Annotated in this window: 21 protein-coding genes and 1 tRNA gene; 2 read left to right on the top strand and 20 right to left on the bottom strand. The window is 46.6% G+C overall.

Annotation, left to right across the window (positions count from 1 at the left end):
* The coding region (locus ACTBZS_RS01420; protein ID WP_463043070.1) for a DMT family transporter at window positions 1-737 on the bottom strand (737 nt) is incomplete at its 3' end.
* A gap of 216 nt (window positions 738-953) precedes the next feature.
* On the opposite strand from ACTBZS_RS01420, the gene clpB reads away from it, so the two are divergent.
* Together clpB and ACTBZS_RS01410 are read left to right on the top strand one after the other, a co-directional pair.
* Window positions 954-3,533, top strand: coding sequence for an ATP-dependent chaperone ClpB (gene clpB / locus ACTBZS_RS01415; protein WP_463043069.1), 2,580 nt, complete (start codon window positions 954-956; stop codon window positions 3,531-3,533).
* Window positions 3,534-3,599: 66 nt separating this feature from the next.
* Window positions 3,600-3,689 (top strand) — tRNA-Ser (locus ACTBZS_RS01410).
* Window positions 3,690-3,739: 50 nt separating this feature from the next.
* Here ACTBZS_RS01410 and flgL read toward each other — a convergent pair.
* From flgL to ACTBZS_RS01315, 19 genes are all read right to left on the bottom strand, one after another.
* Window positions 3,740-5,023 (bottom strand): flagellar hook-associated protein FlgL, encoded by a 1,284-nt coding sequence (gene flgL, locus ACTBZS_RS01405; RefSeq protein ID WP_463043068.1) that lies wholly within the window; start codon window positions 5,021-5,023, stop codon window positions 3,740-3,742.
* A 31-nt stretch (window positions 5,024-5,054) separates the two neighbouring features.
* The gene (flgK, locus tag ACTBZS_RS01400; protein WP_463043067.1) at window positions 5,055-7,166 is read right to left on the bottom strand and encodes a flagellar hook-associated protein FlgK; all 2,112 of its coding nucleotides are present in this window, start codon (window positions 7,164-7,166) and stop codon (window positions 5,055-5,057) included.
* A 67-nt stretch (window positions 7,167-7,233) separates the two neighbouring features.
* Window positions 7,234-8,193, bottom strand: a complete 960-nt coding sequence (gene flgJ, locus ACTBZS_RS01395) for a flagellar assembly peptidoglycan hydrolase FlgJ (protein ID WP_463043066.1) — start codon at window positions 8,191-8,193, stop codon at window positions 7,234-7,236.
* 61 nt (window positions 8,194-8,254) lie between these two features.
* On the bottom strand, window positions 8,255-9,361 hold the full coding sequence (locus ACTBZS_RS01390; RefSeq protein WP_463043065.1) for a flagellar basal body P-ring protein FlgI: 1,107 nt from the start codon (window positions 9,359-9,361) through the stop codon (window positions 8,255-8,257).
* A 17-nt stretch (window positions 9,362-9,378) separates the two neighbouring features.
* Window positions 9,379-10,086: a flagellar basal body L-ring protein FlgH gene (locus ACTBZS_RS01385; protein ID WP_463043064.1), complete on the bottom strand. Its 708-nt coding sequence runs from the start codon at window positions 10,084-10,086 to the stop codon at window positions 9,379-9,381.
* A 137-nt stretch (window positions 10,087-10,223) separates the two neighbouring features.
* Window positions 10,224-11,006 (bottom strand): flagellar basal-body rod protein FlgG, encoded by a 783-nt coding sequence (flgG, locus tag ACTBZS_RS01380; protein ID WP_463043063.1) that lies wholly within the window; start codon window positions 11,004-11,006, stop codon window positions 10,224-10,226.
* Between the two features lie 24 nt (window positions 11,007-11,030).
* A complete protein-coding gene (locus tag ACTBZS_RS01375) occupies window positions 11,031-11,777 on the bottom strand; it encodes a flagellar basal body rod protein FlgF (RefSeq protein WP_463043062.1) in 747 nt (248 codons plus the stop codon).
* Window positions 11,778-11,876: 99 nt separating this feature from the next.
* The gene (gene flgE / locus ACTBZS_RS01370) at window positions 11,877-13,151 is read right to left on the bottom strand and encodes a flagellar hook protein FlgE (protein ID WP_463043061.1); all 1,275 of its coding nucleotides are present in this window, start codon (window positions 13,149-13,151) and stop codon (window positions 11,877-11,879) included.
* 43 nt (window positions 13,152-13,194) lie between these two features.
* Complete coding sequence (locus tag ACTBZS_RS01365) at window positions 13,195-13,872, bottom strand: flagellar hook assembly protein FlgD (protein ID WP_463043060.1); 678 nt, start codon at window positions 13,870-13,872, stop codon at window positions 13,195-13,197.
* A gap of 20 nt (window positions 13,873-13,892) precedes the next feature.
* Window positions 13,893-14,306 carry a flagellar basal body rod protein FlgC gene (gene flgC / locus ACTBZS_RS01360; protein WP_022654457.1) on the bottom strand — a complete coding sequence of 138 codons (414 nt, stop codon included), beginning with the start codon at window positions 14,304-14,306 and terminating at the stop codon, window positions 13,893-13,895.
* 2 nt (window positions 14,307-14,308) lie between these two features.
* Window positions 14,309-14,716, bottom strand: a complete 408-nt coding sequence (gene flgB / locus ACTBZS_RS01355) for a flagellar basal body rod protein FlgB (protein ID WP_460429398.1) — start codon at window positions 14,714-14,716, stop codon at window positions 14,309-14,311.
* 256 nt (window positions 14,717-14,972) lie between these two features.
* Complete coding sequence (locus ACTBZS_RS01350) at window positions 14,973-16,019, bottom strand: protein-glutamate methylesterase/protein-glutamine glutaminase (RefSeq protein WP_463043059.1); 1,047 nt, start codon at window positions 16,017-16,019, stop codon at window positions 14,973-14,975.
* A gap of 41 nt (window positions 16,020-16,060) precedes the next feature.
* Window positions 16,061-16,672, bottom strand: a complete 612-nt coding sequence (gene cheD, locus ACTBZS_RS01345; RefSeq protein ID WP_463043058.1) for a chemoreceptor glutamine deamidase CheD — start codon at window positions 16,670-16,672, stop codon at window positions 16,061-16,063.
* Window positions 16,672-17,511 carry a CheR family methyltransferase gene (locus ACTBZS_RS01340; protein ID WP_460429395.1) on the bottom strand — a complete coding sequence of 280 codons (840 nt, stop codon included), beginning with the start codon at window positions 17,509-17,511 and terminating at the stop codon, window positions 16,672-16,674. The genes cheD and ACTBZS_RS01340 overlap by 1 nt, the downstream gene beginning before the upstream one ends.
* Window positions 17,511-20,639 carry a methyl-accepting chemotaxis protein gene (locus tag ACTBZS_RS01335; protein WP_463043057.1) on the bottom strand — a complete coding sequence of 1,043 codons (3,129 nt, stop codon included), beginning with the start codon at window positions 20,637-20,639 and terminating at the stop codon, window positions 17,511-17,513. The genes ACTBZS_RS01340 and ACTBZS_RS01335 overlap by 1 nt, the downstream gene beginning before the upstream one ends.
* Before the next feature lie 57 nt (window positions 20,640-20,696).
* Window positions 20,697-21,188, bottom strand: a complete 492-nt coding sequence (locus ACTBZS_RS01330) for a chemotaxis protein CheW (RefSeq protein WP_460429394.1) — start codon at window positions 21,186-21,188, stop codon at window positions 20,697-20,699.
* Entirely contained in the window at window positions 21,185-23,527 is a 2,343-nt protein-coding gene (locus tag ACTBZS_RS01325; RefSeq protein WP_463043056.1) for a chemotaxis protein CheW, read from the bottom strand. Before ACTBZS_RS01325 ends, ACTBZS_RS01330 begins: the two co-directional genes overlap by 4 nt.
* A 14-nt stretch (window positions 23,528-23,541) precedes the next feature.
* Window positions 23,542-23,907, bottom strand: a complete 366-nt coding sequence (locus ACTBZS_RS01320) for a response regulator (RefSeq protein ID WP_022654192.1) — start codon at window positions 23,905-23,907, stop codon at window positions 23,542-23,544.
* A 51-nt stretch (window positions 23,908-23,958) separates the two neighbouring features.
* Window positions 23,959-24,522: a hypothetical protein gene (locus ACTBZS_RS01315; RefSeq protein WP_460429392.1), complete on the bottom strand. Its 564-nt coding sequence runs from the start codon at window positions 24,520-24,522 to the stop codon at window positions 23,959-23,961.
* Window positions 24,523-24,691 lie beyond the last annotated feature (169 nt).

Here is a 24,691-nt window from a genome sequence, read left to right as displayed (position 1 = left end):
GTCGATAACAACGGGGTGGTGAAGGCTAATGCGCCAATTTTCCGTGGGTCGCCTTGTTTTAACGCTTTATCCCATAAAAAAAACGCCCCACCCATCGGCCCAATCCCCAATAGACCTAGCCATATCCATTCCTGCATCTTCGGTGTGTAGGCAGGCTCCAATGCAAAATGACTCAATAGCGACAGTCCCCCAGACAATAAACAAAATAGGCCAATTGCCGCCGTTGGATAGGGAGGAAGCCGCTTGCTCAACAACGAATAGGCAGCCCATAAAAATGCAGCTAATACAGCGCAGGCATAACCGGTGATAAATCGGGCCTCTAATGACAGTGAGCCTTTCGTTACAATCAACGCTGCCCCAATAAATCCCAACCCAGCAGCAACAATATGTTGCCGCCGCAACGCCATATTTGGCAGCAATACTGGCGACAGCAGCACAATCAATAACGGCCACAGATAATTTAACAAATTGGCTTCTACCGCTGGCGCTAGGCGAAAGGCTAAGAACAAAAAGAAGTGGTAACCAAAAATACCGGTGATGCCAACCAAAAGCGTCGGTAGCGGTACTTTCCATTGACGATAAGTCGGTAAACTTAATACTCCCGCCACCAATAAGGTAATTCCCACGGTTAAGAACGGCGGCACGGCTGCCACTCGGGTACCTAATGTTGCCAAACTTGCCCAAATCACAATCGCAGCAGCAGCAAAAAATAAGGGATGTTGTTGTTTTGTTGGCATGATGTGCTGGATTTCTCGCAAGATAAAGAAGATCTACATAGAATAATCGATCTTGCCTTGGATGGCACCTTCGCTGATATGCGCACACACACGCCCAAGCGCTCCTGCCTAGACAAAGTCTGATAAATCAAGACCCAATCAGAAAAAATTTCTTACTTGATAAAGTTTTTCCCCTACCCAAGTTAGGGTTTAACTTAATTGCAGTAGGAAAGCATCATGCGTTTTGACAAACTCACCACGAAATTTCAACAAGCCATCAACGATGCACAAAGTCTGGCCTTGGCCAATGACAATCCCTATATCGAACCACAGCATGTCTTATTGGCCATGCTCAATGATCGCGAAGGCGGCGTTGGGGGGCTGTTAGCCCGCGCTGGTGTGAATGCTGGCGGGTTAGGTCAGGCCCTGAAAACCGCTATCGAGTGCTTGCCGAAGGTCAGTGGCACCGGCGGTGAAATCAGTGTGTCGAAAGAGCTGGCCAATTTATTCAACCTCACAGAAAAAGCCGCACTGAAACGAGGCGACCAATTTATTGCCAGTGAGATGTTCTTATTGGCGTTAACGGAAGATAAAAGCGAAACAGGCCGCTTGTTCAAAGAACATGGTGGGCAAACTGCTGCTTTGGAGGCTGCGATCAATGCCGTACGTGGCAGCGATACCATCAACACCGCCGACGCAGAGAGTCAACGCGAGGCGTTAAGTAAATACACGCTGGACCTCACCGAACGCGCACGACAGGGCAAGCTCGACCCAGTGATTGGGCGAGATGATGAAATCCGCCGTGCCATTCAAGTCCTACAACGGCGCACCAAAAATAACCCTGTGTTAATTGGCGAGCCCGGGGTGGGTAAAACAGCAATTGTTGAAGGCCTCGCTCAACGAATTGTGAATGGTGAGGTGCCTGAATCGCTGAAACACAAACGACTGTTAGTGTTGGATTTAGCTGCCTTATTGGCCGGCGCAAAATACCGTGGTGAGTTTGAAGAACGACTCAAGGCGGTGTTAAATGATTTAGCCAAAGATGAAGGTAACACCTTAATTTTCATCGATGAAATTCATACTTTGGTGGGTGCAGGTAAAGCCGAAGGTGCAATGGATGCAGGCAATATGCTGAAACCTGCGCTAGCCCGTGGTGAACTGCATTGCCTTGGCGCAACGACACTGGATGAGTACCGTAAATACATTGAAAAAGATGCCGCACTAGAACGCCGCTTCCAAAAGGTGCAGGTCAGTGAACCCTCGGTTGAGGATACCATCGCTATTCTGCGCGGCTTACAGGAAAAATATGAGATTCATCACGGTGTCGATATTACCGATCCCGCGATCGTTGCCGCTGCCGAGCTGTCACATCGTTATATCACTGACCGTTTCCTGCCTGATAAAGCCATTGATTTAATTGATGAAGCAGCAAGCCGAATCAAAATGGAAATTGACTCAAAACCAGAGTCAATGGACAAGCTCGATCGCCGTTTAATTCAGTTGAAAATTGAACGGGAAGCAGTGAAACGCGAATCGGATGAAGCGAGTCAAAAACGCTTAGCGCTGATTAACGAAGAAATTGAAAAATTAAGCCGCGAGTATGCCGACCTAGAAGAAATCTGGAAGGCTGAAAAAGCAGCACAACAGGGTAGCCAATCGATCAAAGAAGAGATCGACAAGCTGAAAGTGCAGATTGAGGAACTCAAACGACAAGGACAATGGGAAAAACTGGCAGAGCTGCAATATGGCAAATTACCCCAATTAGAAGCCCGCCTGAAAGAAGCCGAAGCAGCCAGCCAAGGTGGACAGAAAAAACCCAATCAACTGTTACGAACCCAAGTGGGTGCTGAAGAAATCGCAGAAGTGGTGAGCCGTGCGACAGGGATTCCTGTTTCAAAAATGTTGACAGGGGAACGCGAAAAACTGTTGCGAATGGAAGACGTGTTACATCAGCGTGTTATTGGACAAAATGAAGCCGTCCGTGCCGTGGCAGATGCGATTCGCCGTAGCCGTTCTGGTCTGTCTGATCCAAATAAACCGTATGGCTCTTTCCTATTCCTTGGGCCGACTGGCGTGGGAAAAACCGAACTGTGCAAAACGCTGGCCGGCTTTATGTTTGATAGTGAAGAACACATGATTCGGATTGATATGTCCGAATATATGGAGAAACACTCGGTGGCACGCCTCATCGGTGCGCCCCCAGGTTATGTTGGCTATGAAGAGGGTGGTTATCTGACTGAACAAGTTCGGCGTAAACCTTATTCGGTGATTCTGTTGGACGAAGTTGAAAAGGCCCACCCCGATGTGTTTAATATTTTGCTGCAGGTGTTGGATGATGGGCGTTTAACAGATGGCCAAGGCAGAACTGTCGATTTTCGCAACACGGTCATTGCCATGACCTCGAACATTGGTAGCCAGATTATTCAAACCATGGCAACCGATGATTATGAGCTGACTAAAATTGCCGTGTTAGGTGAAGTCAAAGCTCACTTCCGCCCAGAGTTTGTTAATCGGATTGATGAAGTGGTGGTTTTTCATGCCTTGGATGATAAGCACATCAAATCGATTGCACGAATTCAACTGCGCCATTTAGAAAACCGCTTGGCCAAGTTAGAACTGGCGCTACAAGTCACAGACGATGCGTTAACCCTGTTGACTGAAGCCGGGTTCGATCCGATTTATGGTGCTCGTCCATTGAAACGAGCCATTCAAAATGAAATCGAAAACCCACTGGCAAAAGCAATATTAGCCGGCCACTATCCACCAAAATCGGTGATTGTGATTGATGCACGCCACGGAAAATTGAGCTTTAGCTAGGCAACAACGACGCGCATCTTGACAGAAAAGTTAGCTCTGTTAAGATGCGCGTCTGTTTCGAAGTTCGGAGAGATGCCGGAGAGGCTAAACGGCCCTGACTCGAAATCAGTGGGGGGTTCGCGCCCCACGGGGGTTCGAATCCCCCTCTCTCCGCCAGAATAAAAAACCCCCGCTTAATCGCGGGGGTTTTGTTTTGCTATCATCAATTAGCTGATGTAGTTAAACAGTGACAACGAGCTTACTTTTGAGAAAGACAGCTGCGACGCTTCTAGTGCCGTTTTCGCCATGACTAAGCTGGTGCTAGCTTCTGCAATATTCAGATCTTCCAAGTCACTAATCGATTTTTTGTAGACCAAGTTCAGGTCTTCACCGAGATCACGACTTTGCTCCACCTCTAAACGACGAGACCCCACTGCAGCCAAGGTGGATAACGAACGTTCATGTGCCTTATCTACCCCTTTCATGACCTGTGCGGCTTCTAAGGTATAAGATTTCAAGGTAACACTGTCTGCTACAAGTGGGCCCGTTGGCAAGTTTTCAAATTTGAGCGTTAAACCAGTATCTTCACCACCAGTGGTTCGGATACGATATTCACCGACTTTTCCATCGTAAGCCACTTGGAAATTAGCACTATAAGGCGCTGGCAAAGTAGGCAAGGTCGCATTATCCATGCCAGCAGGTAGAGTCATACTCACCCCACCCTGCCCAAACGCATCCTTTAGATCTTCAAATGCGGCAGCAGCAGTGGTGTTAGTAATATTTGGAACAGAATCAGCCACTTTTAATGTGACCGAAGTACCACTGTTAAGAGGCAGATTCGCTTTTGGATTTAAACCATCCCGACCCTGTTTTAGCATTTCTCCAAAGCGCAACATAGTATCAAAAATGTTGCCGGAGTCGCGGCCAGCGGTACTGCCAGTGCCAAAGGTTGCAGAACCAGGATCTGTAATAGCGATTTGTCGTGCAGTGCCTGTTTGAACCGATTTTTGGCCATCGTTACCGTTGTAACGAATCACGGTATCAGCGCCATAGGGGCGAGAACCTTCAATGGTATAAGGCGGTGTACTGGTTTTCGTGCCAGAAAATAGATAATTCCCTTGACCATCAGTCGTGTTTAACACCCCGACTAATTCTTCCATTTTGCCATCAAATTCGCCACTGATAATTTTAAGGTCGGTGTCCTTAAAGGCAGGGTTCCCAGCCCGCACCACCATTTCTTTCATCTGCGTCATGATGTCAGATACAGTTTGCAGCGCGTTATCGCTAAACTGCAAGGCAGAGTCTACCGCTTTGGTGTTTTCAATAAACTGAGCATTGCGGCTATCAGATTGTTTAGTATCTAACACCCGCGCCGCAGCCACTGGATCGTCAGAAGGACTGTTAATCCGCTTAAGCGAGTTAAGTTGTTTTTGCAGCTCAAACAAGGTGTTTTGTTGACGGTTAATCCCTGCAGCACCGGTTTGATAGGTAAAAGAAGAGCTGATTCGCATATAATGTCCTTTATATTCCTAGTGAGCAGGATTAACGCAGAGCTTGCAATACCGAGTCGAACAAACCTTGGCCAATTTGAATGACTTTACTCGAGGCTTGATAGGCTTGTTGAAATTTAATGAGGTTTGCCGCTTCTTCATCCAAATTCACACCAGAGACACGTTCACGCGCCATCGTCACTTGCTCTAATGTCACTTTTTGAGCGGCCCCAATGGCTTTCACTTCATTGGTTTTACTGCCCACCGCCGTGACCATCTGGCCAAACGTGGCTTGGAAATTTGATGCGGCAGGCGCAGGAAAGGTAAAGGTTTGTCCCGCATTCGCAGCACCTAGCGCGGCAGGGGCAGTAAAAGTCATCAAAGTGCGGCTAGAAGCATCTTGCAGAGAGTAGGTTGATCCAGCAGGAACAACGGTATAGCCACTTGGCAAGTTGGTGAAATTAGTACCATCAAACCCCATGGTGATTGGCAGTTTAGAAACAAAGTCCAACTGGGCTTTTTTGTCAGCCGCCACATCCGGATCTTGCACATTGATTGTGAAGTCAAGAACGGGAGGTGTACCAGGGCCAATACCATTTACTTTACCGCTTGCAGGCAAATCGGCAACTGTCGCTAGCGATTGCAACTTAGCCATTTCCAGTAAGTTGGTGTTTTCACCTTTTTCCAATAAAGCACCAGGCGTCCGGTTGGCAATCACAAAGGTATCATTTGCCGCTGGCGTGCCTGACACAGTAAATTGTATCCCCATTGGGGCACCGCTCTGGTCTACCACTTTAAAACCACCGGATACGCCGGGGATACGAGTGAGGGACAAAGGCGGTACATGCGCAGCACCAGTATTGTCGGTAATACTGTAGTTGGTACCATCAAACCGAATCTGAATTGGCATTGCCGGAACAGCTGTAGCAGGCGTAAATGGTGCTGTTGTTGAGATTTGGCTAATCGCAGCACTGCCAGCTAGTTTTGTAGGTAATGCACCATTAAAAGAAGCATTACGATCAAATACGATTGCCGATGCTGCGGCAATTTTGTTTGGATCCGTTTGCAGCAATGACAAGGCACGCACAGCATAGCGCTGTTGAATTTCTAATTTTTCTGCATCGGTTTTTGCCGAGTAGTCGGGTGTTGGAGGATTCACTGGCGGAAAGTTAAACCGTAGCTCAAATAAATCTGTACCAGCATCGCCATTCAGATCAACACCTTGGGAATTTTGACGGTTAAAACGATCAACCATTTCCATTGCCATTTGGCCGATACGTTTTTGCGTATCATCCAATGTTTTGCGCATCTCTAATGCCCCCCCCATTGATCCCCCGCTTAATAAATCTGAGGGAATCTCAAAAGGTGCACCTGATTGGTAATAGACGACCAATTCTTGTTCCATACCGGGTTGGGTGGAATAGTCAGATCTTAGTAATGCTGGATCATTGCCCAATACCAGACTTTGCCCTTTACCGATATAAACATTCACCGTCCCGTCACCAAGCGGCACCATGGTTGCATTGATGTATTTGTTTAGCTCGGTAACAGCCTGATCTCGTTGGTCAATTAAGTCATTGGGCAATTGAACGCCATCGTTCCGCCACAGCATAGTAATTTGCTTATTTAAATCAGCAATTTGCTGGGCAATCCCATTGATCGCAGTGACAGAGGATTTGATTTCCGTGTTAATCCCCAAACGCAGTTCTTCCATGCGGTCGTCAGCTGACTTCATGGTGTTCACTAACGATGACATTTGGTCAATCATCGCTTGGCGAGAAGGAATCGAAGAAGGGTCGGAGGTCAGTGTCTGTACTGAGCTGAAGAATTGTTGTAGCCGTGGCGAAATGCCGTTGGTTGAGTTTGCAATCACATCGTCTAGCTGTTTCATATAGCTAAACTGTGTTTCATAGTAACTGTTACCGGCAGTCGCGGTTTGAACTTGTTTATCTAAAAAACGGTCGTAGATGCGTTGAACATCATTGAGCTCAACCCCTTGACCGGGAAAGCCATAGCCTAGATTTTGTGGATACATTGCCGACTGCACCAACGCTTTGCGATGGTAACCGGCGGTGTTGACATTACTAATATTTTGCGAGGTGACATTTAACGCGGCGCGGGCAGCATTCAGCCCCGACACACCAATATTTAAGATACCGGCCATGATAGATTCCTGCCCAAAAAGTCATTAACTTACATCGTCTGCACAATGACAAACTTAAGTGTTTCTACTAAGAACGTGCAGCAACTTGCATTTTTTCGCTACCTGCCACTTGACTCAATTTAGCAGCGTAGTTTGGATCGGTAGCATAGCCGCCTTTAGCCAAAGCACGCGCAAATCCCACCGCATCTGCGCCTTTGTTTAGTGCATCTTGATAGCGTGAGTTAGTGCTCAGCAATCGTGCGTAGTCGGCAAAGGCATGAGAATAAGAAGGATAGGAACGGAAACGCTCAACTCGTTTTTGTGCTACACCATCTACATATTCGGTAGTCAGCACATCGGTAGTGGCGCCTTTCCAGTTACCCGTTGCTTTAATACCAAACAGGTTATGACTGTTCGACCCATCAGCATTCTTGATATTTCGTTTGCCCCATCCCGATTCCAACGCGGCATGCGCCACAATCAATTGGGGTTCAACACCAATCGCACGGGCAGCAGGGGCAGCATGATTTAGCATGGACTGAATAAAATCACCGCTATTGGTATTTTGCGTGTTATTCGTTCTGCCTGCGGCAGGTTTCGCTGTTGTGCTTTGAACACCGTCTTGTTCCAGCTGTTGCAAGGCTTTAGCAATCGCTGGTTTTTGCAGTGCTAACAGCTGCATAGAACTTGCTGCCGCTGTTTTCTTGACTGGCTCGTCCCATTCAATGCCAGATTGCTTGGCAATTTGCCGAGCAATCATATCACCCAGCCCCACTCCACCGGATAAACTCATTTGCTGCACAGTTTGTTGGTCTTGCATTCCACGAAAGGTATTTAAGGCATTGCTTTCCTCTTCCCCAGAGAAAGAAGTTTCCCGCATTGTTTGCATCACAATATTCAGGAACATGGCTTCAAACTCACCAGCTACTTTCTTAATTGCAGCCTTAGGGTCTTTTACCGCCTCAGCACGTAGATCATCCAATGAGCGACTATCTATCGCTAACCGTTGTTGAGCGCGTGCAGATTCAAACGAAGAAGAAATTTGCATAACAACCAAGCCTCAAAAGAATAACAAACACCCAGCAATTACCATGCCTTGCACACAATGCTTAAATAATTTGCAATTCTGCTTTCAACGCACCAGCAGCTTTCATGGCCTGCAGAATGGACAAAAGATCTTGCGGTGTCGCACCGACTGCATTCAAAGCACGCACAACTTCATTTAAGCTAGTGCCACGTGGCACACTAATTACTTTACCGCCATCAGCACGTACATTGATGTCAGCTTGTTGTCCGACCACAGTTTGTCCTTGGCTCAGAGGGTTGGGTTGGCTGACAACAGGGGTGCTATTCACCGTAACAGATAGGTTACCGTGTGCCACAGCACAGGGCTCAACCTTCACGGCTTGGTTCATCACCACCGACCCAGTACGGGCATTCAGGATAACCAGTGGAGTAGATTCTGCCGCTGTGACGGCAAGATTTTCCATTCTTGCAAGAAATTGCACTCGCTGATTACTATCAAACGGTGTACGGACTTCGACAACACGGCCATCCAAAGCACGGGCAGTTTCTGGGCCAAACGCTTTGTTAATTGCCTCAACTACCCGATTAGCAGTCGTAAAGTCTGCTTCAAGAAGTTCTAGCTGAACACTATTTGCATTGGCATTAAGACCGCTAGCCACTTCTCGTTCTACTGTTGCACCAGCAGGAATTCTACCTGCATTTAGCTGATTGACTTTCGCACTCGATCCCCCAGCAGAAGCCCCTGCACCACCAATTAAAATATTACCTTGAGCCATGGCATAAATTTGACCATCAGCCCCTTTTAGTGGGGTCATCAATAGGGTCCCACCTCGCAAACTTTTTGCATCTCCAATTGCAGACACAGTGATATCTAATGGTTGCCCAGATTTTGCAAAAGGCGGCAGATTGGCAGTCACTACCACTGCAGCGGCATTTTTAGGGTCAATCTTTTGACCTGGCTGCATTTGCACACCCAATTGATTCAACATATTAATCATACTTTGACTGGTATAAGGGGAAGAGGTTGCTTTATCCCCTGTGCCATCTAATCCAACAACTAGACCATATCCAACTAACTGGTTACTACGCACGCCCCCGATAGTAGCCAACTCTTTAATTTTTTGAGCAGACCAAACGGGCATGGACAAAGTAGAGGCTAAAATTAGCCCTAAAATTACACTAATACGCATGGTTTTTATCCAGAAATTTAGAACGGTAAAATAGTCATAAAAAATCGTGTTAACCAACCAGGTTGTGCAAACAAACTATTATTACCTTTGTTAATTTGCTCAATACGAGCATCCGCCATCTTCTGTGACGAAACGATATTCCCACCTAAGCGAGGATCAACCTTGACATCTCTAGGATTAATGACACCGGATAAACGAATGAACTGCATTTCGCCATTCATTTTAACTTGCTTTTCACCACTTACTTGCAAATTACCGTTCGGTAATACATCAATCACTGTGACACTGATATTAGTATTAAAAGAGCTCGAAGCACTACTTTTTCCACTACCGTCATTCTCAACCTCACCATTGATATTGACATTAAGTCCCCTTGTCTTTGCCTCAAGGTAATTGGGGAAAAATGGAATACTGAAACCAGGTGCACTAGCAGAACCAGAGGCAGAACGACTACCAGAGCTGCTTTCAGAATTGGAAATATTTGCTCGTTCTTCAATAATCACAGTCAAAATGTCTCCAACCTGACTCGGGGTACGATCGGCAAACAGCCCTTGATTAGCATTTGTCTGAAAGATTGCTCCATTAGCAGGACGAAGATTTGGCTGTTGGATTGGTCTAGCAGAGAGCGGCTGTTGCACAATGGTAGGAGGTGGAGTCATGCAACCACTCACCAAGACAAAAAAACCAAAAGTCATCACACGAGTTGTATATTTAATGATAGACATTTCTATATCTCAACAATCAAAGGAGCAAACATCATGGTACTCCAATTATATCCACACTACCGGAAAAATAACGCCCGTAGCATAAAATGCACACGGGCGAAAACATCAACTCAACAAGACTCAAACAAAATTAACAATTACAACTGACTTAATCTTTGCAACATCTCATCACTTGTTTTCACGCCACGAGAATTAAGCTCAAAAGAGCGTTGTGCCTGAATCATATTGATCAATTCTTCAGTCACATTAACATTCGAAGCTTCTAAAAAACCTTGTTTGAGAGCACCACGTCCGTCGGCATTTGGATCACCTGTAATGGGTGCGCCAGAGGCAGCCGTTTCCAAGTACAAGTTTCCACCGATACTCTCCAAGCCCTGTGGATTGATGAAATCAGAAATCTGAATAATCCCTAACTCAGTAGGTTCGGTCGCACCCTGCGCTGTAACTTGAACCCGACCATCAGCGGAAATGACTAGTTTATTTGATCCAGCAGGCACAGTGATAGGCGGGTCTAATAAATACCCATTAGATGTGACTAACTGACCTTCGCTGTTTAGTTTAAAACTGCCATCACGCGTATAGCCTGTTGAACCGTCTGGCAATGTGACTCTAAAAAAGCCTTTACCGTTAATCGCAACGTCTAGTGACCCTTCAGTATTCTGCATATTTCCATCTGAATGAATCCGATCTGTCGCAACAGGGGCCGAACCTGTACCAACCATTAAGCCTGTAGGAATTTGTGAGTTATTTGCACTTTGAGAACCAGGCTGACGAATCGTTTGATACATTAAATCTTCGAATACAGCGCGGCTCTTTTTAAAGCCTGTTGTATTCACATTGGCTAGGTTATTGGTCACAACATCTAGCCGAAACTGACTAGAATTCATACCTGTTTTAGAGATATACAAGGAGCGTAACATATCAATTTCCTTTTTTAATATGAATTAGTTAGACAAGCTCATAATAGAGTTTGCTTGTCTTGCATTTTGGTCAGCTGTTTGCATGAGTTTAATATTTAAATCATATTGTCTAGCATGGTTGACCATTTGAACCAACGTTTCTACAGGGTTCACATTACTGCCTTCTACTGCACCAGCAATTAAACCTCTGGTTTCATCCAACTCAGGAATCTGACCATCACGCCGACGAAATAAACCATCGTTGCCTTTGTAAAACTCTTTCCCAGATTCATCAGCAACCATTTTAATTCGTCCTACGACTTGTGCTTGACGAACACCTTGATCAATAGCAACTGCCGTTACAGTCCCATCAGTACCTAACTCAACACGGCTGTTTGGCGGAATCGTTAAGGGCCCACCATCACCCAAAATCAGACGACCTGAGCGAGTTCGCATGAGACCATTTTCATCAACGACATATCCACCATCACGAGTATAGGCTTCATTGCCTTGCGGATCTTGCACGGCGAAGAAACCATGTCCCTTAATGGCAAAGTCTTGGTCGTTGCCAGTGTGATTAATTGGCCCTTGATTGGGATCATGGCCAACAGTGCTATCAACAGAGAAGGCACGAGTAGGGACACCATCCCCCACAACAGGAAGGGCTCGAAATGCCACTAACTCAGCCTTGAACCCATTCGTATTTGCATTTGCTAAGTTATTACTGGTTGTGGCTTGCTGCAATGCAACGTGCTTCGCTCCGTTCATTGCAATAAATAGCATCTTATCCATCGCACCTCCTTCACTTCTTTTCTGTAGGCTATTTTAATTTCATATAGCCTCAGTGTCCTGTCTAGGATGGCTGATTAGCCATCCTAATAACAGACTGAATTAACGTAAGTTAATCACGCTTTGCAATACCGCATCTTGAACTTTAATTGTTTGCGCATTTGCCTGATAGAAACGCTGCGCAGTAATCATATTGACTAACTCTGCAGTTAAATCAACGTTTGCTTCTTCTAACGCCTGAGACTGAATCAGCCCAGTATTAGTGCTACCTGGGTTATTCAATGTCGGCGTACCAGATTGATATGTTTGAATCCAACGATTATTACCAATTGATTGTAATCCTTGTTGATTCGGGAAATTGGCAAGAATAACTTGACCGATTGTTTTATTTTGACCGTTGGAATATCTGGCGCTCACAATACCGTCTTTACTAACTTCTAAATTAGTCACAACGGAGGGAGGATAACCTGGTTGAATAATATCATTGTTACTAAACTGTGCACCAAACTGAGTCGTATTAGCAAAATCAATATTAATATTGATTGGAGCTGCATTCACTGGCACCGCTAATCCACCTGGGTCAAAAGCGGTGAAGTTCAATAAATTAGGTCCTGTTGGCAATTTACCTTCAGTATCAAAAGTCAAAGTTTGTTGACCAAGATCTACAATAGTATTTGGATTTGCAGTTTCATCAACCCCTCTGGCGAATACTTGCCATGCCCCACCACCCGCAGTGTCCTTGACAAAATACAAATTTAATTTATAGGGATTACCTAAACTGTCATAGATATTAGTAGAAGTGGTATGATTATACGTGGCAGGATTTGCAGGATTAAACAGAGCAGGATCTAATGAGGTTTGACGAGAGTCAAGATTAAAAGCCCATTTTATTTCACCTGCACCAGCAGGGAAATCTGTGGGTCGGGGTTCCAACAAACTATTGTCGACTCTCATACTAGTCTGTGTACCTTCTAAGACACGGCCTGTGTTTTCATCCACTGCCCAGCCCTGAAGATTAGACCCACCGTTATTAACAATAAAACCTTCCCGATCGATCTTAAATTGACCATTTCTTGAGTAGGAAACACCATTGGTATCTTTAATAACGAAAAAGCCATTACCAGAAATAGCCATATCCATCTGATTACCCGTTGTGGTAATCCCACCTTGGCTAAATTGCTGCGCAATCGTTTCTGTTCTCACGCCTAAACCGGTTTGCGTTGCAGCGACACCATAAAAATTCGCAGCATACATATCAGCAAATTCAGCACGAGACCCTTTGAAACCAATCGTTCCGGCATTCGCTACATTATTACCAATCACATCAAGTTGTTTTGACGCAGCGTTAATCCCACCTACACCGTGTTGAAAGCCCATTTTTATCTCCTTAAAACCAAATAAAAACTAGTAGTTAAAATAATTAAGCACCTAACTGATAAATATCGGTCAAACCAACGCGAGTACCGTCTGGCAGATGCAGCTGTGCAGCACCTTGCGCCCAACTTACGGCATTAATGCGTTGATATGCCAAGGGCTGTGCAACAGCAACGTTGCCACCTGTTTTTGCCGAGACGCTAAAGCTATAAGCGCCAGCAGGCAAGGCTTCACCTGCACTATTTTTACCGTCCCACTCAAACTCCATCACGCCTTCTTTTTGCTTGCCCAATTCAATGGTATCCACCTTATCACCTTTGGCGTTATACACACTGATTGCGACAGTATCAGCCCCTTTTGGCAGATTTAACGCAGCACGAGCGGTACCCCCCTCAGCCAAAGTCAAACCAGAACCACCCACCAAGGCCGAACGCCCAACCATATTCGCGGCAGAGAGCGATTGTGCCGTAGCATACATCGTAGCCATGTCTTCCATGGTTTTATTCAGCTTTTCAATCCCTTGCACCGTACTGATTTGTGCCATCTGACTGGTTACGGCTTCATTATCCAAAGGATTTAATGGATCTTGCGTTTGCAGTTGGGTAACCAACAGTTTCAAAAAGCGATCCTGTGCTTCTTCAATCTCAGATTTTTTACCTGTTGCAGCAGTGCCATTGATATTGGCATACGGATCAGCAGCAGAAGTAGAATTCACGGTGGACATAATCAGAAATCCTTTAAAAATTACTGCTGACCAATGCTCAAAGCGGACTTGAGCAAAGTTTTGGTGGTGTTCATCAGTTCAACGTTGGTTTGATACGCTCGCGAGGCCGCAATCATATCCGCCATTTCTTCAACTGGATTGATATTCGGCATCGTCACATAACCCTGCTGGTTTGCGAGGGGATGTTTAGGGTCGTAAACCATTTTGGGAGGCGATTGGTCCTCAACAACAGCAGTGACTTTCACGCTATTGACTTGTGGAATCCCATCACGCACAGGAATGGGGGTGAACACCACTCGCCGCGCTTTGTAAGGGTCACCATTAGAAGCCACAGCGCTATCAACGTTGGCAATATTACTGGCCACCACGTTCAAACGCATGGATTGGGCTGTCATTCCTGAGCTGGCAATACCAAAAACTTTATGCAAAGACATGATTATTGTCCTTTAATCGCGTCGGACAGACCGGAAATCCGACGGTTTAAGAAAGTCAGGGTGGTTTGATAGCGCATGGAGTTATCAGTAAATTGTGTACGTTCTAAGTCCATATCGACTGTGTTGCCATCAATACTTGGCTGTACCTCGCGCCGATACTGTAACTCAGTCAAACTCACCGCTCTGACCTTGCCTTGTAAATGACTTTGATGGGTTTTTTCCATCGACATCGATTCTTTCTTTTGCAGCAATTCTGCTTGCGACAACGCTTTATTGAAATCAAAGTCAACAGACTTGTAATAAGGCGTTTCAGAGTTGGCAATGTTGCTGGCCAACACTTCATTGCGGTAGCTACGTAACCCTAGCGCCTGCTGCTGAAAATTAAAGTGTTTGGCTATTTTGTCGATCATAATGATTCGCCCTGTTGTACATACTGCCACGCCGTCAGGTTAAGCAGAAAACGTGCCAAAAAAGCACGTCACCCAACACCATGAATCTAAAACAAAAAATCGAATTCTGTCGTCTCAGTGCTGCATGTAAGACATTTCACCACGACAAGCCGGCAAGTTTTGCCGCTTGATTGCCGCATCACAAAAGTGTGTTTGCAATTTATGGGTTTTTGCCAGTTATGCGCTAACCATACCAGAGGCAAGGCGAGTTTATCCACTAAAAAAGCGAGACAACTCGATCAGCCAACGCCTCTGGACAGCCGGTTTCTTGAACTGCACCGAGTTTAATCGCTTCACCTGGCATACCAAATACCACACAACTGGCTTCATCTTGTGCTAAAGTCGTCGCCCCCGCTTGTCTTAAGCGTAATAAACCAGCTGCGCCATCTTTACCCATGCCTGTCATCAATACCGCCACCACCCGCTTAGCCGCAATATAAGTTGTGACCGAGTCAAACAGCACGTCCACCGCTGGTTTGTGGCGGTTCACCCTATCACCATCATCAAGATGACAAACATAACCACGGGCATTTTTACTGATTTGCAAATGGCGATCACCAGGTGCCAAATAAGCATGACCTGACAAAATCGGCTCACCCTCTTTTGCTTCGCTAACGTGTAATTCTGACAAGCTATCTAAACGGGCGGCAAATGAGGTAGTGAAACCAGGGGGCATGTGTTGCACAATCAACACAGGTGGCGAATCGGCAGGTAGCCGTTGTAAGAAAAGTTTTAATGCTTCTGTGCCGCCAGTGGATGCCCCCACCACAATCAACTGCACATGCTGGCTACGCGCTCTCACTGTTGGTAGAGGTCTGGGAGCAGTTTTTTGCGCTAGGGCCGCTCGGCGTGCCGCAAAACCACGACCAGCTAACGCCACCGCACGAATTTTATGGCAAATTTCATCGGCGTAATCAGCTAATAACAGACTGTGATTATCTGGTTTACAGACAAAATCAATTGCACCTAATTCTAACGCCCGTAATGTCGCTTCAGCACCTTCTTCAGTGAGAGACGACACCATTAAAACCGGCGTTGGACGTAAACGCATCAGACGTTCAAGAAAAGTCAATCCATCCATCTGTGGCATCTCAATGTCGAGGGTAATCACATCAGGATCGAGCTCTCTAATTCTCTCACGCGCAACTAAAGGATCTGGAGCGACGGCAACAACTTCCATATCATCGGTGGAATCAATAATTTGTCGTAGTAATGAGCGCATTAAAGCAGAATCATCCACCACGATTACACGAATTTTTCGCATCAGCCTTACTCTAATTTCGCGCGCTAACAGGCGGCTAGGCCTTAAAACAACTCTGCATCGCCACTAATTGGACGCACCACAATCCGTTTTTGATAACGCATTTCCCGATCAATCACCGCTGGCTTGGTTTGTTCACGAATAGTTTTTACCATGACCCGCCCTGTGTGAGAAAAGAAATACACTTTTCGCGCTTCTTGGCCTAATAAATCTTCTGCCACCACAGGAATACGTTCCATTGCCAAATAGTCTTTGACAAACTGCGCATTACGCGGCCCCACATTACCCACGGTCATGCCAGAAAGGACATTGCCCCCACCAAAAATCTTGGCTTCAAGGTTTTGTCGCGCTGCGCCTAATTTCAACAAATGGTTAATCAGAATTTCCATTGCATAACTACCATAACGCGCTGCACTGCCCACCACAGAAGATTCGCTTTCACCAGCATCAGGCAACATAAAATGATTCATGCCACCAAATCCTGCTTTACGATCACGAATACAGGCAGCAACACAGGAACCCAAAACCGTTACGATTAAACGTCCATCTGTTGAAACATGATATTCACCCGGAAAGACTTTCACCGCAGGCGAATCAAAAGTCTTGTCATGGTAAAAATGTGAGGCAAAAACCTCTTGGTAATCGGCGGCTAACATCAGTGTTTCTCAACAGGAGGATTGGCAAGGGTATAAACTGTGCGGCCACAAGGGGCAAATAAGCGGGTGACTGGCGTTAAGTTTTCTGAATGGCCGACAAATAAATGACCATCGGGCTTTAAATGAGGAGCAAAACGTTCAACAACTGTTTTTTGTGTCGGCTTATCAAAATAAATCAGCACATTACGACAAAATATCGCATCAAATTGGCCAGAAATCGCCCAGTCTTTTGCTAATAAATTCAACGACTGAAATTGAATCAACCTTTTGATATAGGGTTTGACCTGAACTTTACCGTCGTTTTTTCCGGTCCCTTTGAGAAAAAATTGTCGCAACTGGGTCAACGACAAATCACGCACACGATCCCGTGCATACACCCCTGCCCGTGCGGTTTGTAAAACTTGGGTATCAATATCGGTGGCAATAATTGACACCGGTGGATCGTGTCGTTGTAACGTTTCCACCGCAGTCATTGCCAAAGAATACGGCTCCTCGCCTGTACTTGCCGCACAACACCAGATACGAAAGGTTTGTCCAACGGGATGTTGTTTTAGCAAACCCGCCAACACTTCGAAATGATGATTTTCTCGGAAAAAAGCTGTCAGATTCGTGGTAAGCGCATTGAGGAAGTTTTGCCACTCTGGACTATCTGGATGGAGATCATCCAGATAGTCCGCGAAGCGACTGACTTGTAAGGCTCTCAAACGACGAACTAGGCGGCTATACACCAAGGAATCTTTACTGTCGTTTAACACAATCCCAGCATGGCGATAGAGTAAGTCTTTCACCCGCACAAAATCACGCGGCGTATATTCAAACTCTCGCTCATGGTTGGCCATTAAAACTCTTCCCAGTCATCATCAGCCGCACTGGGAGGAGGCGTTAACGGCGCTTTCAATTTATGTGTAGGCGGCGCGGGTAACGACATCGGTGCGGGTGCAGCTTGTTTTAATGGCAAAGCAGACGGTGCAGTTGCAGTTTTACGCGCTGTGACCGGTGCGGGTGCCGCTGCCCATGCAGCAGAGGCAGACAAACGGAAAGTGGCCACCGCTTCAGACAGCAAATTCGCTTGTTCTTCTAAACTTTCCGCTGCGGCAGCGGCCTCTTCCACCAATGCCGCATTTTGCTGGGTGTTTTCATCCATCTGTGTCACAGCTTGGTTAATCTGTTCAATACCAGAGGATTGTTCCACCGAGGCGGCACTGATTTCACGCATCAACTCGGCCACCTGACGTACCGAATCAACCACTTCACTCATGGTTTGCCCAGCTTCGTCTACCAACTGTGCCCCCGATTCGACTTTATCAACCGAATCGCCAATCAGGGTTTTAATTTCTTTTGCAGCAGTGGCACTGCGTTGAGCCAAGCTACGCACCTCGCTGGCCACCACGGCAAACCCACGGCCTTGTTCACCGGCACGCGCCGCTTCCACTGCGGCATTCAACGCCAAGATATTGGTTTGGAAGGCAATCCCATCAATGACGCTAATGATGTCAACAATCTTACGAGCCGATTCATGGATGGCGCTCATGGTGGTGACGACTTCACCCATCAAATTGCCACCCTTACTTGCCACCACCGATGCACCACTCGCCAACCGGCTGGCTTGCTGTGCGTTATCAGCATTTTGCCGCACCGTACCGGTAATTTCTTCCATACTGGATGCAGTTTCTTGCAAATTCGCGGCTTGTTGTTCTGTGCGTGCCGAGAGGTTTTGATTCCCTTGGGCAATTTCGCGCGATGCTACGTTAATGGTGTCGGTGGCTTCACGAATCTGGCGCACCAAGGCCGATAAACTGTCTACCGTTTGGTTGGCATTACGGGTTAGGCGAGCAAAGACACCTTCGTATTTCTTATCATCCACACGGTAGCTTAAATCACCACGCGAGAGATGCTCTAACACGGTTGCAACATCTTCCAAACCTTCAGCCGAGGTGCTGACCAAACGGTTGATATTGTCAGCCAACACACGGAAGAAACCTTCTTTATTTTCTGCTGCCAATCGTTTCGAGAAGTCACCGGCAGCCGCAGCTGTAATAATTGCTTCCACTTCTTTTTCTGCGGCCACTTCTTCAGTCCGGTCTAGCCATTGCACCACTGTGCCATGCCGTACCCCTTGCTCATCAAAGACAGGGTTGGCAATCAATTGGAAAGTACGGCCGCCCAAGGCAATTTGTGCGCGGTAAGTCGTCCGTAAATCAGCTAATAGATCACGTTGATGGGCAGGATTTTTATGGAAAATATCCATGTTATTGCCCAACAACCGGTCAGGATCAAAACTCGGGAACACACGGCGGATGTCGTTTTGCGCTTGCTTCAACATCCCTTTCACCGAGTTGTTCATGTAGACAATGTTACGTTCATTGTCGGCAATCATCACGTTGGTGGTGACATTGTCCAGTGCGGCTTTCACCCGCGCCATATTGGCGTTGTAGATCACAGCCTCTTGCTGAGCACGCAAGGTTTCCGTCATGTCCTGCCATTCAACCACCGTACCCAGACGATTGTTCTGGGCATCAACAACGGGGGTAACCAATAAACGGAAATGGTAACCACCCAACTGCAAGTTGGCTTCGTGCGTATGACTCAGATGATTTAATAAGCCTCGTTGGTGGGCAGGCGTTTTATGGAAAATATCAATATTGGAGCCCAATACTTTATCTACCATAAAATTAGGTAGTTCACGGCGAATGGATTCTTGCCGTTGTTGTAACATTTCAATCAAAGAACGATTAACATAGACAATGTTATATTCATTATCTGCAATCATCACGTTGGTTTTCGCGACATCTAATGCAATACGTACGCGTAGGTTTTCTTTCAATGCAGCAGATTCATTATTATGAACCTGAGCAAGCTTCACTCGCATATCATCTAAGGCATGAGATAACTGCGCTAATTCAGCCTTGCCTTCAATGACAGGGAATTTTGCAGAAAAATTACCTTGGGCGATTTGCGCGGCAGTTTCCATTACACCACGCATTGGACGCAAAATTGAACGAGAAATTAAATAGAGCAACACAATCAGCAGCAGAACAAACAGCCCTAATACTGAGAAGCTAACGATTAAATTATATTGTTCTTGGTCGGCGCGATGCTGCAGGCTGAGATCTAATTGTTGCAAAACACGCTGATTTAATGCCGCAATATCAGCATTAACGGTATTCATTCGCTGTAACAGATCAGCGCGGCTAATTTCGCTGCCCTGCAAACGGCCCAGTGCAATGGCATCATTCACATTGCGCGTCAACTGTGCACGGTCTTTTGCTAGATCAGCCGATAAAACCGCGTTAGCAGAAATGACTTTTAATAAAGCTTGGTCACTGTCACGCAACTGAATCAGGGCATTATTACTGATTTCATCACGCTGACTAAAACCATTATTGGCAGCAACCTCACTCCCAAGAGCAGCCAAGTCACGCAACCGTGCTAAAGATTCGTTTACGGCAGGTAAAGAGAGAAAACCGGCTTGAAATAAGAAATAAGCGTCTGGGCTAGGATCAAGCATCAAACCATAATGAGCACCGACATCACGAGTCAGGCTATGTACCTCACCAATCAACACGCTATAACCATTGAAATGGGTACTGAGTCCTGTTTGGGTTTGTTTTTCTTTTAAGGATAAGAAACGGCTGCGTAATTCTTGCACACGTTGTGATAATGGTGCCGGCAATGCGGCAAGATTATTAAAGCTAGTTTCAATCTCACGCTCTATATTTAATAAGCGATTGTTTTCTGTCACTGCAGCTTGGGTTAACAGTGCATAACGATAGCGTTGCAAACGATCTGTTAATTCCAATAACTGTAGGCTAGGAGAAATTGCCTGTCGCTCAGTCGCAATATCTTCTAAAGAATGTAAACCGGTATTTAACACACGTAAGTTAGGCGCCAATGAAAAGGCTAACGCCAACAACGCAATTAAAGTAAGTTTGACAGGCAAAGACAGACGATAAAGGACCGACATCATACGCTCACAGTTCTGGAATCCAGATTCACATCAGAGAAAAAGGTTTAGCGACAAAGGTTAAGTCTCTAAACTCAGTTGTTCAAATAGCGCCAACTCATGGCTGGTCATCAGTTTTTCGATATCGGTGAGAATCACCATCCGATTTTCAATGACACCCAGCCCTAATACATAATCAGTATTCACCACACCACCTAATTCCGGCGCAGGTCGGCATTGTTCAGGATCAAGGTGAATCACATCCGATACACTATCCACCACAATACCAACTATTTTCTGTCCAACATTCAAAATAATCACGACAGTAAAAGGGGTGTAAGTGACGTTTTGTAGGCCAAATTTAATGCGCAAATCAACAATCGGAACAATTGCGCCGCGTAGATTAATCACACCTTTTAAATAAGGCGGACTATTGGCAATCCGCGTCACAGTGTCATAGCCACGAATTTCCTGCACTTTTAGGATATTGATGCCGTATTCCTCATCACCGAGGGTAAACACCAAATTTTCTCGTGCCGGACTGTTATCATTGGTTAAATAACGCTCGTTCATGCTCGGCTCCGATTTTTTGCCATTCTGACAACGGCAGGGACATCAAGAATCAGTGCCACACGGCCATCGCCCATAATTGTGGCACCCGAGACGCCTGAGACACGGCGATAGTTGGTTTCCAGATTTTTAATAACCACCTGTTGTTGTCCCAATAGCTCATCGACTTGTAACGCTACCATTTCTTTTTCTGCCTCCACAATCATGCACAGCCCTTGTTGCAAAGAAGCAGAACCGGTCGGGTGTTCGGTTTGGGTCAAGAAAATATCGGCCAATCGAATCAGTGGCAGATATTGACCTCGGACTTGTAAGACCTCGCCTTGCTTGGCTAAGGTTTTATATTGGCTGGGTTGTGCCTGCAGCGATTCAATAATGCAGGTTAATGGCAACACATACACTTCACCATTCACCCGAATCGACATCCCATCCAAGATAGCTAAGGTTAGGGGCAGCCGCAGGGTAATCGTGCTGCCAACACCGGCAACCGATTCAATCATAATGCTACCGCCCATCTCTTGGATGTTCCGCCGCACCACATCCATCCCTACACCTCGGCCAGAAATATCACTCACTTCGGCAGCAGTCGAAAACCCTGCTTCAAAGATCAGATTCCACACTTCGGTATCTGGCATCCCTTCGTGTACCGGCAGACCACGTTCAATCGCCTTAGCTAAAATGCGTTCTCGATTTAAGCCAGCCCCATCATCGCGAATTTCAATCACGATATTGCCACCCTGATGCGAAGCACGCAGGGTAAGATGACCAATGGGAGATTTCCCAGACAGTCGCCGTTTTTCAGGTGATTCAATGCCATGATCTAGGCTATTACGCACCAAATGCGTCATGGGATCGGCGAGTTTTTCGATAAATGCTTTATCTAGTTCGGTGCTTTCGCCTTCGAGATGAAGTTCAACTTGTTTACCCAGTTTGCCGGCTAAATCTCGCACCAATCGCGGAAAACGGTTGAAGACAGAGGCAATCGGCATCATTCGCACCGACATCACCGATTCTTGTAAATCGCGGGTATTTCTTTCGAGCTGTTTAATCCCTGCCAATAGAATGTCATTACCCACCCCTTGCTGTTCCAGTTGCGCGGCACACTGAGCCAACATCGACTGTGTAATGACCAGCTCACCGACTAAATCGAGTAGTTGGTCCACCTTTTCGACATTGACACGAATTGTCGCTGACTCAGCATTATTACCCTGACGAGTTGGCGTGGGAGCCGTGGTTCGTGGTGCAGTAGGCGCAACCACCTGTGGTGCGCTCACTACCGGCACCGGCGGTGCCACTGGTGGGGCTAATGGAACGGGGACAAATAAGCCAAAACCATCGCCCTCTTCAGCCATCGCAGTGGCAAGAGAAGTTGCCGACGGTGGTTGTGGTACCGGAGTAAAAAAACCAAATCCCTCATCGTCCTCTGTCGTCTCAGACAGCGTCACCGGCAGTGTGGTATTCGACGTAGTTGAACGGGCAGGCACAGCCTCAAACAATCCCCAGCCGTCATCCTCTTCCATTTCCGTAATCGGTACAGGAGAAGGGACAACGGGAGGCGTGGACGGCGCATCGTCCTCAAATAGTCCCCAACCGTCCTCATCATCAAGGACAGACGGCGGCACACTTACAGCGGGGGTTTCCTCATGGAACAATCCCCAACTATTTGCGTCATCGACCAAGGGAGGGGGAGCATGTTCTAAGCGAATCGCAGAGGGCGGTACCACAAAGGCCAAGCTATCACAGAGATCGGCAAATTCAGAATCGGTACCGAGGAACTCAATACATAGTGGGTCCTTGGCATCGGGCTCCACCGGAAAACCAGTGATTTTTGCCCGTGGCTCTGCTGTCAAACGCTGTAACAACGCCTCCCAAGCTAATTGTCCATCTGTGGCAATCGAAAAATGATGGGTGCGCGCTTCTTCCTGCAACACCGGAATCGCGGCTGAAGAGACATCTTTAGGCAGCAACTCTGCCCGTAAACGCGCTTCCATTTCCTGAATCAAAACAGGATCAGTTGCCACACCTTGACGACAATTATTGAGGATATCTTGCAGCGCATCCGTCGCCGCCAAGATGGTATCGATATGGCTAGGGGTTAACTGCAAAGTGTGTTTACGCACCGCATCAAGCAGGGTTTCCAGCTGATGCGTCACGTTAATCAGGTCGGTAAAACCAAAAGTCCCTGCCCCGCCTTTAATCGAATGCGCAGCACGGAAAATCGCATTCAACGCTTCCGCGTCGGGGGCATCAATATCGAGAGCGAGCAACACCGACTCGAGCGTTGCCAAGTGTTCCTCGGCTTCCTCGAAGAAGATGTCAAAAAACTGCGATAGATCGATTTGCATGGTTTGGCAAACCGTTAACCAATCACCCGCTTCACTAAGCTAATTAGCTTTTGTGGGTCGAAAGGTTTAACCAGCCAACCAGTGGCACCACTGGCACGTCCTTTTTGCTTCATTTCGTCACTCGATTCGGTCGTCAGTACCAAAATCGGCACTGAGGCATATTCAGGGAGCGCACGGAGTGCCTGTGTCAGGGCAAAACCATCCATGCCTGGCATATTGATATCAGTCAGAATCATATCGAACTGCCGAGCACGCGCACGGCTCAGGGCAGTCGGGGCATCAGGGGCATCAACGACTTCATAGCCAGCACTTTTCAAAGTAAAGGTTACCATCTGACGAATAGAAGGGGAGTCGTCCACAGTAAGAATGACTTTGGCCATAGTTGGGTCACAATCCTTTATGTAAGCAGCTATCCCAAACAGGGTTGGGCGTTAGTGTTCCTGCACAAGAAAATGAGAAATAAGCGGCTGATACGTTAATTGCACGATATTAGGCAGTGGAATACTGCTCAACATGGCATCTAATCTGGCATCAATGCCTTCACATAATTGTGCCAGATGATCGCGCAAGCGACCGGCTCGTAAGGGCTCTTGGTCTGACCAATTTGTGATAATTAGGCTGCAATAGCGATAATTGAACACGCAATAATGTGCAGTTTCAAAAATACGCTGAGGTGCAGCAGCGGCATTATCTAACAAGCTTACCTCATTGGGGGTGATTTCCTGTGTTAAAGCATAACAACTTTGTGGACACCCTTCTGGACGCAACATCAGCAAAGCCGTGAGGTCATAATTTTTTACTGTCAACAGGGCACACTCGGCCAAAGCATTGCTGTCAATACAAGCGTGGCTTTCTCGCATAAAACGTAAAAGTTCGCCCAGTTCCGCGACATGTGTCAGCGCTTGTAGAGCAGTCTGCGTGGCAAAGTCATCCGCAGTCCTCTCATTCGAGTCTGTCACAACGTGTTGCGTATCCTGGTCAAACAGCCATTCCATTGTGTTCTCCGGCCAAGTTTTTTCAGTTTGGCATAAAGTGCCAGATATGAAAAATTTTTTTACTAAAAAACGAATTTTCATACATCAACACGATGCTATCATATTTGGGAAATAGTATCGACAACCCTCCTGTAGCAACACCACAAAACGGTTTGCTTGCTTTCGAGGA

It is taken from the genome of Aquaspirillum sp. (genome assembly GCF_055136605.1).
This window is presented reverse-complemented; position numbering and strand designations above follow the sequence as displayed.

Excerpts from the sequence above, each read along its gene's own strand:
- clpB (WP_463043069.1), top strand. The coding sequence starts at position 954 with ATGCGTTTTGACAAACTCACCACGAAATTTCAACAAGCCATCAACGAT.
- flgL (WP_463043068.1), bottom strand. The coding sequence starts at position 5,023 with ATGCGAATCAGCTCTTCTTTTACCTATCAAACCGGTGCTGCAGGGATT.
- flgK (WP_463043067.1), bottom strand. The coding sequence starts at position 7,166 with ATGGCCGGTATCTTAAATATTGGTGTGTCGGGGCTGAATGCTGCCCGC.
- flgJ (WP_463043066.1), bottom strand. The coding sequence starts at position 8,193 with ATGCAAATTTCTTCTTCGTTTGAATCTGCACGCGCTCAACAACGGTTA.
- ACTBZS_RS01390 (WP_463043065.1), bottom strand. The coding sequence starts at position 9,361 with ATGCGTATTAGTGTAATTTTAGGGCTAATTTTAGCCTCTACTTTGTCC.
- ACTBZS_RS01385 (WP_463043064.1), bottom strand. The coding sequence starts at position 10,086 with ATGTCTATCATTAAATATACAACTCGTGTGATGACTTTTGGTTTTTTT.
- flgG (WP_463043063.1), bottom strand. The coding sequence starts at position 11,006 with ATGTTACGCTCCTTGTATATCTCTAAAACAGGTATGAATTCTAGTCAG.
- ACTBZS_RS01375 (WP_463043062.1), bottom strand. The coding sequence starts at position 11,777 with ATGGATAAGATGCTATTTATTGCAATGAACGGAGCGAAGCACGTTGCA.
- flgE (WP_463043061.1), bottom strand. The coding sequence starts at position 13,151 with ATGGGCTTTCAACACGGTGTAGGTGGGATTAACGCTGCGTCAAAACAA.
- ACTBZS_RS01365 (WP_463043060.1), bottom strand. The coding sequence starts at position 13,872 with ATGTCCACCGTGAATTCTACTTCTGCTGCTGATCCGTATGCCAATATC.
- flgC (WP_022654457.1), bottom strand. The coding sequence starts at position 14,306 with ATGTCTTTGCATAAAGTTTTTGGTATTGCCAGCTCAGGAATGACAGCC.
- flgB (WP_460429398.1), bottom strand. The coding sequence starts at position 14,716 with ATGATCGACAAAATAGCCAAACACTTTAATTTTCAGCAGCAGGCGCTA.
- ACTBZS_RS01350 (WP_463043059.1), bottom strand. The coding sequence starts at position 16,019 with ATGCGAAAAATTCGTGTAATCGTGGTGGATGATTCTGCTTTAATGCGC.
- cheD (WP_463043058.1), bottom strand. The coding sequence starts at position 16,672 with ATGTTAGCCGCCGATTACCAAGAGGTTTTTGCCTCACATTTTTACCAT.
- ACTBZS_RS01340 (WP_460429395.1), bottom strand. The coding sequence starts at position 17,511 with ATGGCCAACCATGAGCGAGAGTTTGAATATACGCCGCGTGATTTTGTG.
- ACTBZS_RS01335 (WP_463043057.1), bottom strand. The coding sequence starts at position 20,639 with ATGATGTCGGTCCTTTATCGTCTGTCTTTGCCTGTCAAACTTACTTTA.
- ACTBZS_RS01330 (WP_460429394.1), bottom strand. The coding sequence starts at position 21,188 with ATGAACGAGCGTTATTTAACCAATGATAACAGTCCGGCACGAGAAAAT.
- ACTBZS_RS01325 (WP_463043056.1), bottom strand. The coding sequence starts at position 23,527 with ATGCAAATCGATCTATCGCAGTTTTTTGACATCTTCTTCGAGGAAGCC.
- ACTBZS_RS01320 (WP_022654192.1), bottom strand. The coding sequence starts at position 23,907 with ATGGCCAAAGTCATTCTTACTGTGGACGACTCCCCTTCTATTCGTCAG.
- ACTBZS_RS01315 (WP_460429392.1), bottom strand. The coding sequence starts at position 24,522 with ATGGAATGGCTGTTTGACCAGGATACGCAACACGTTGTGACAGACTCG.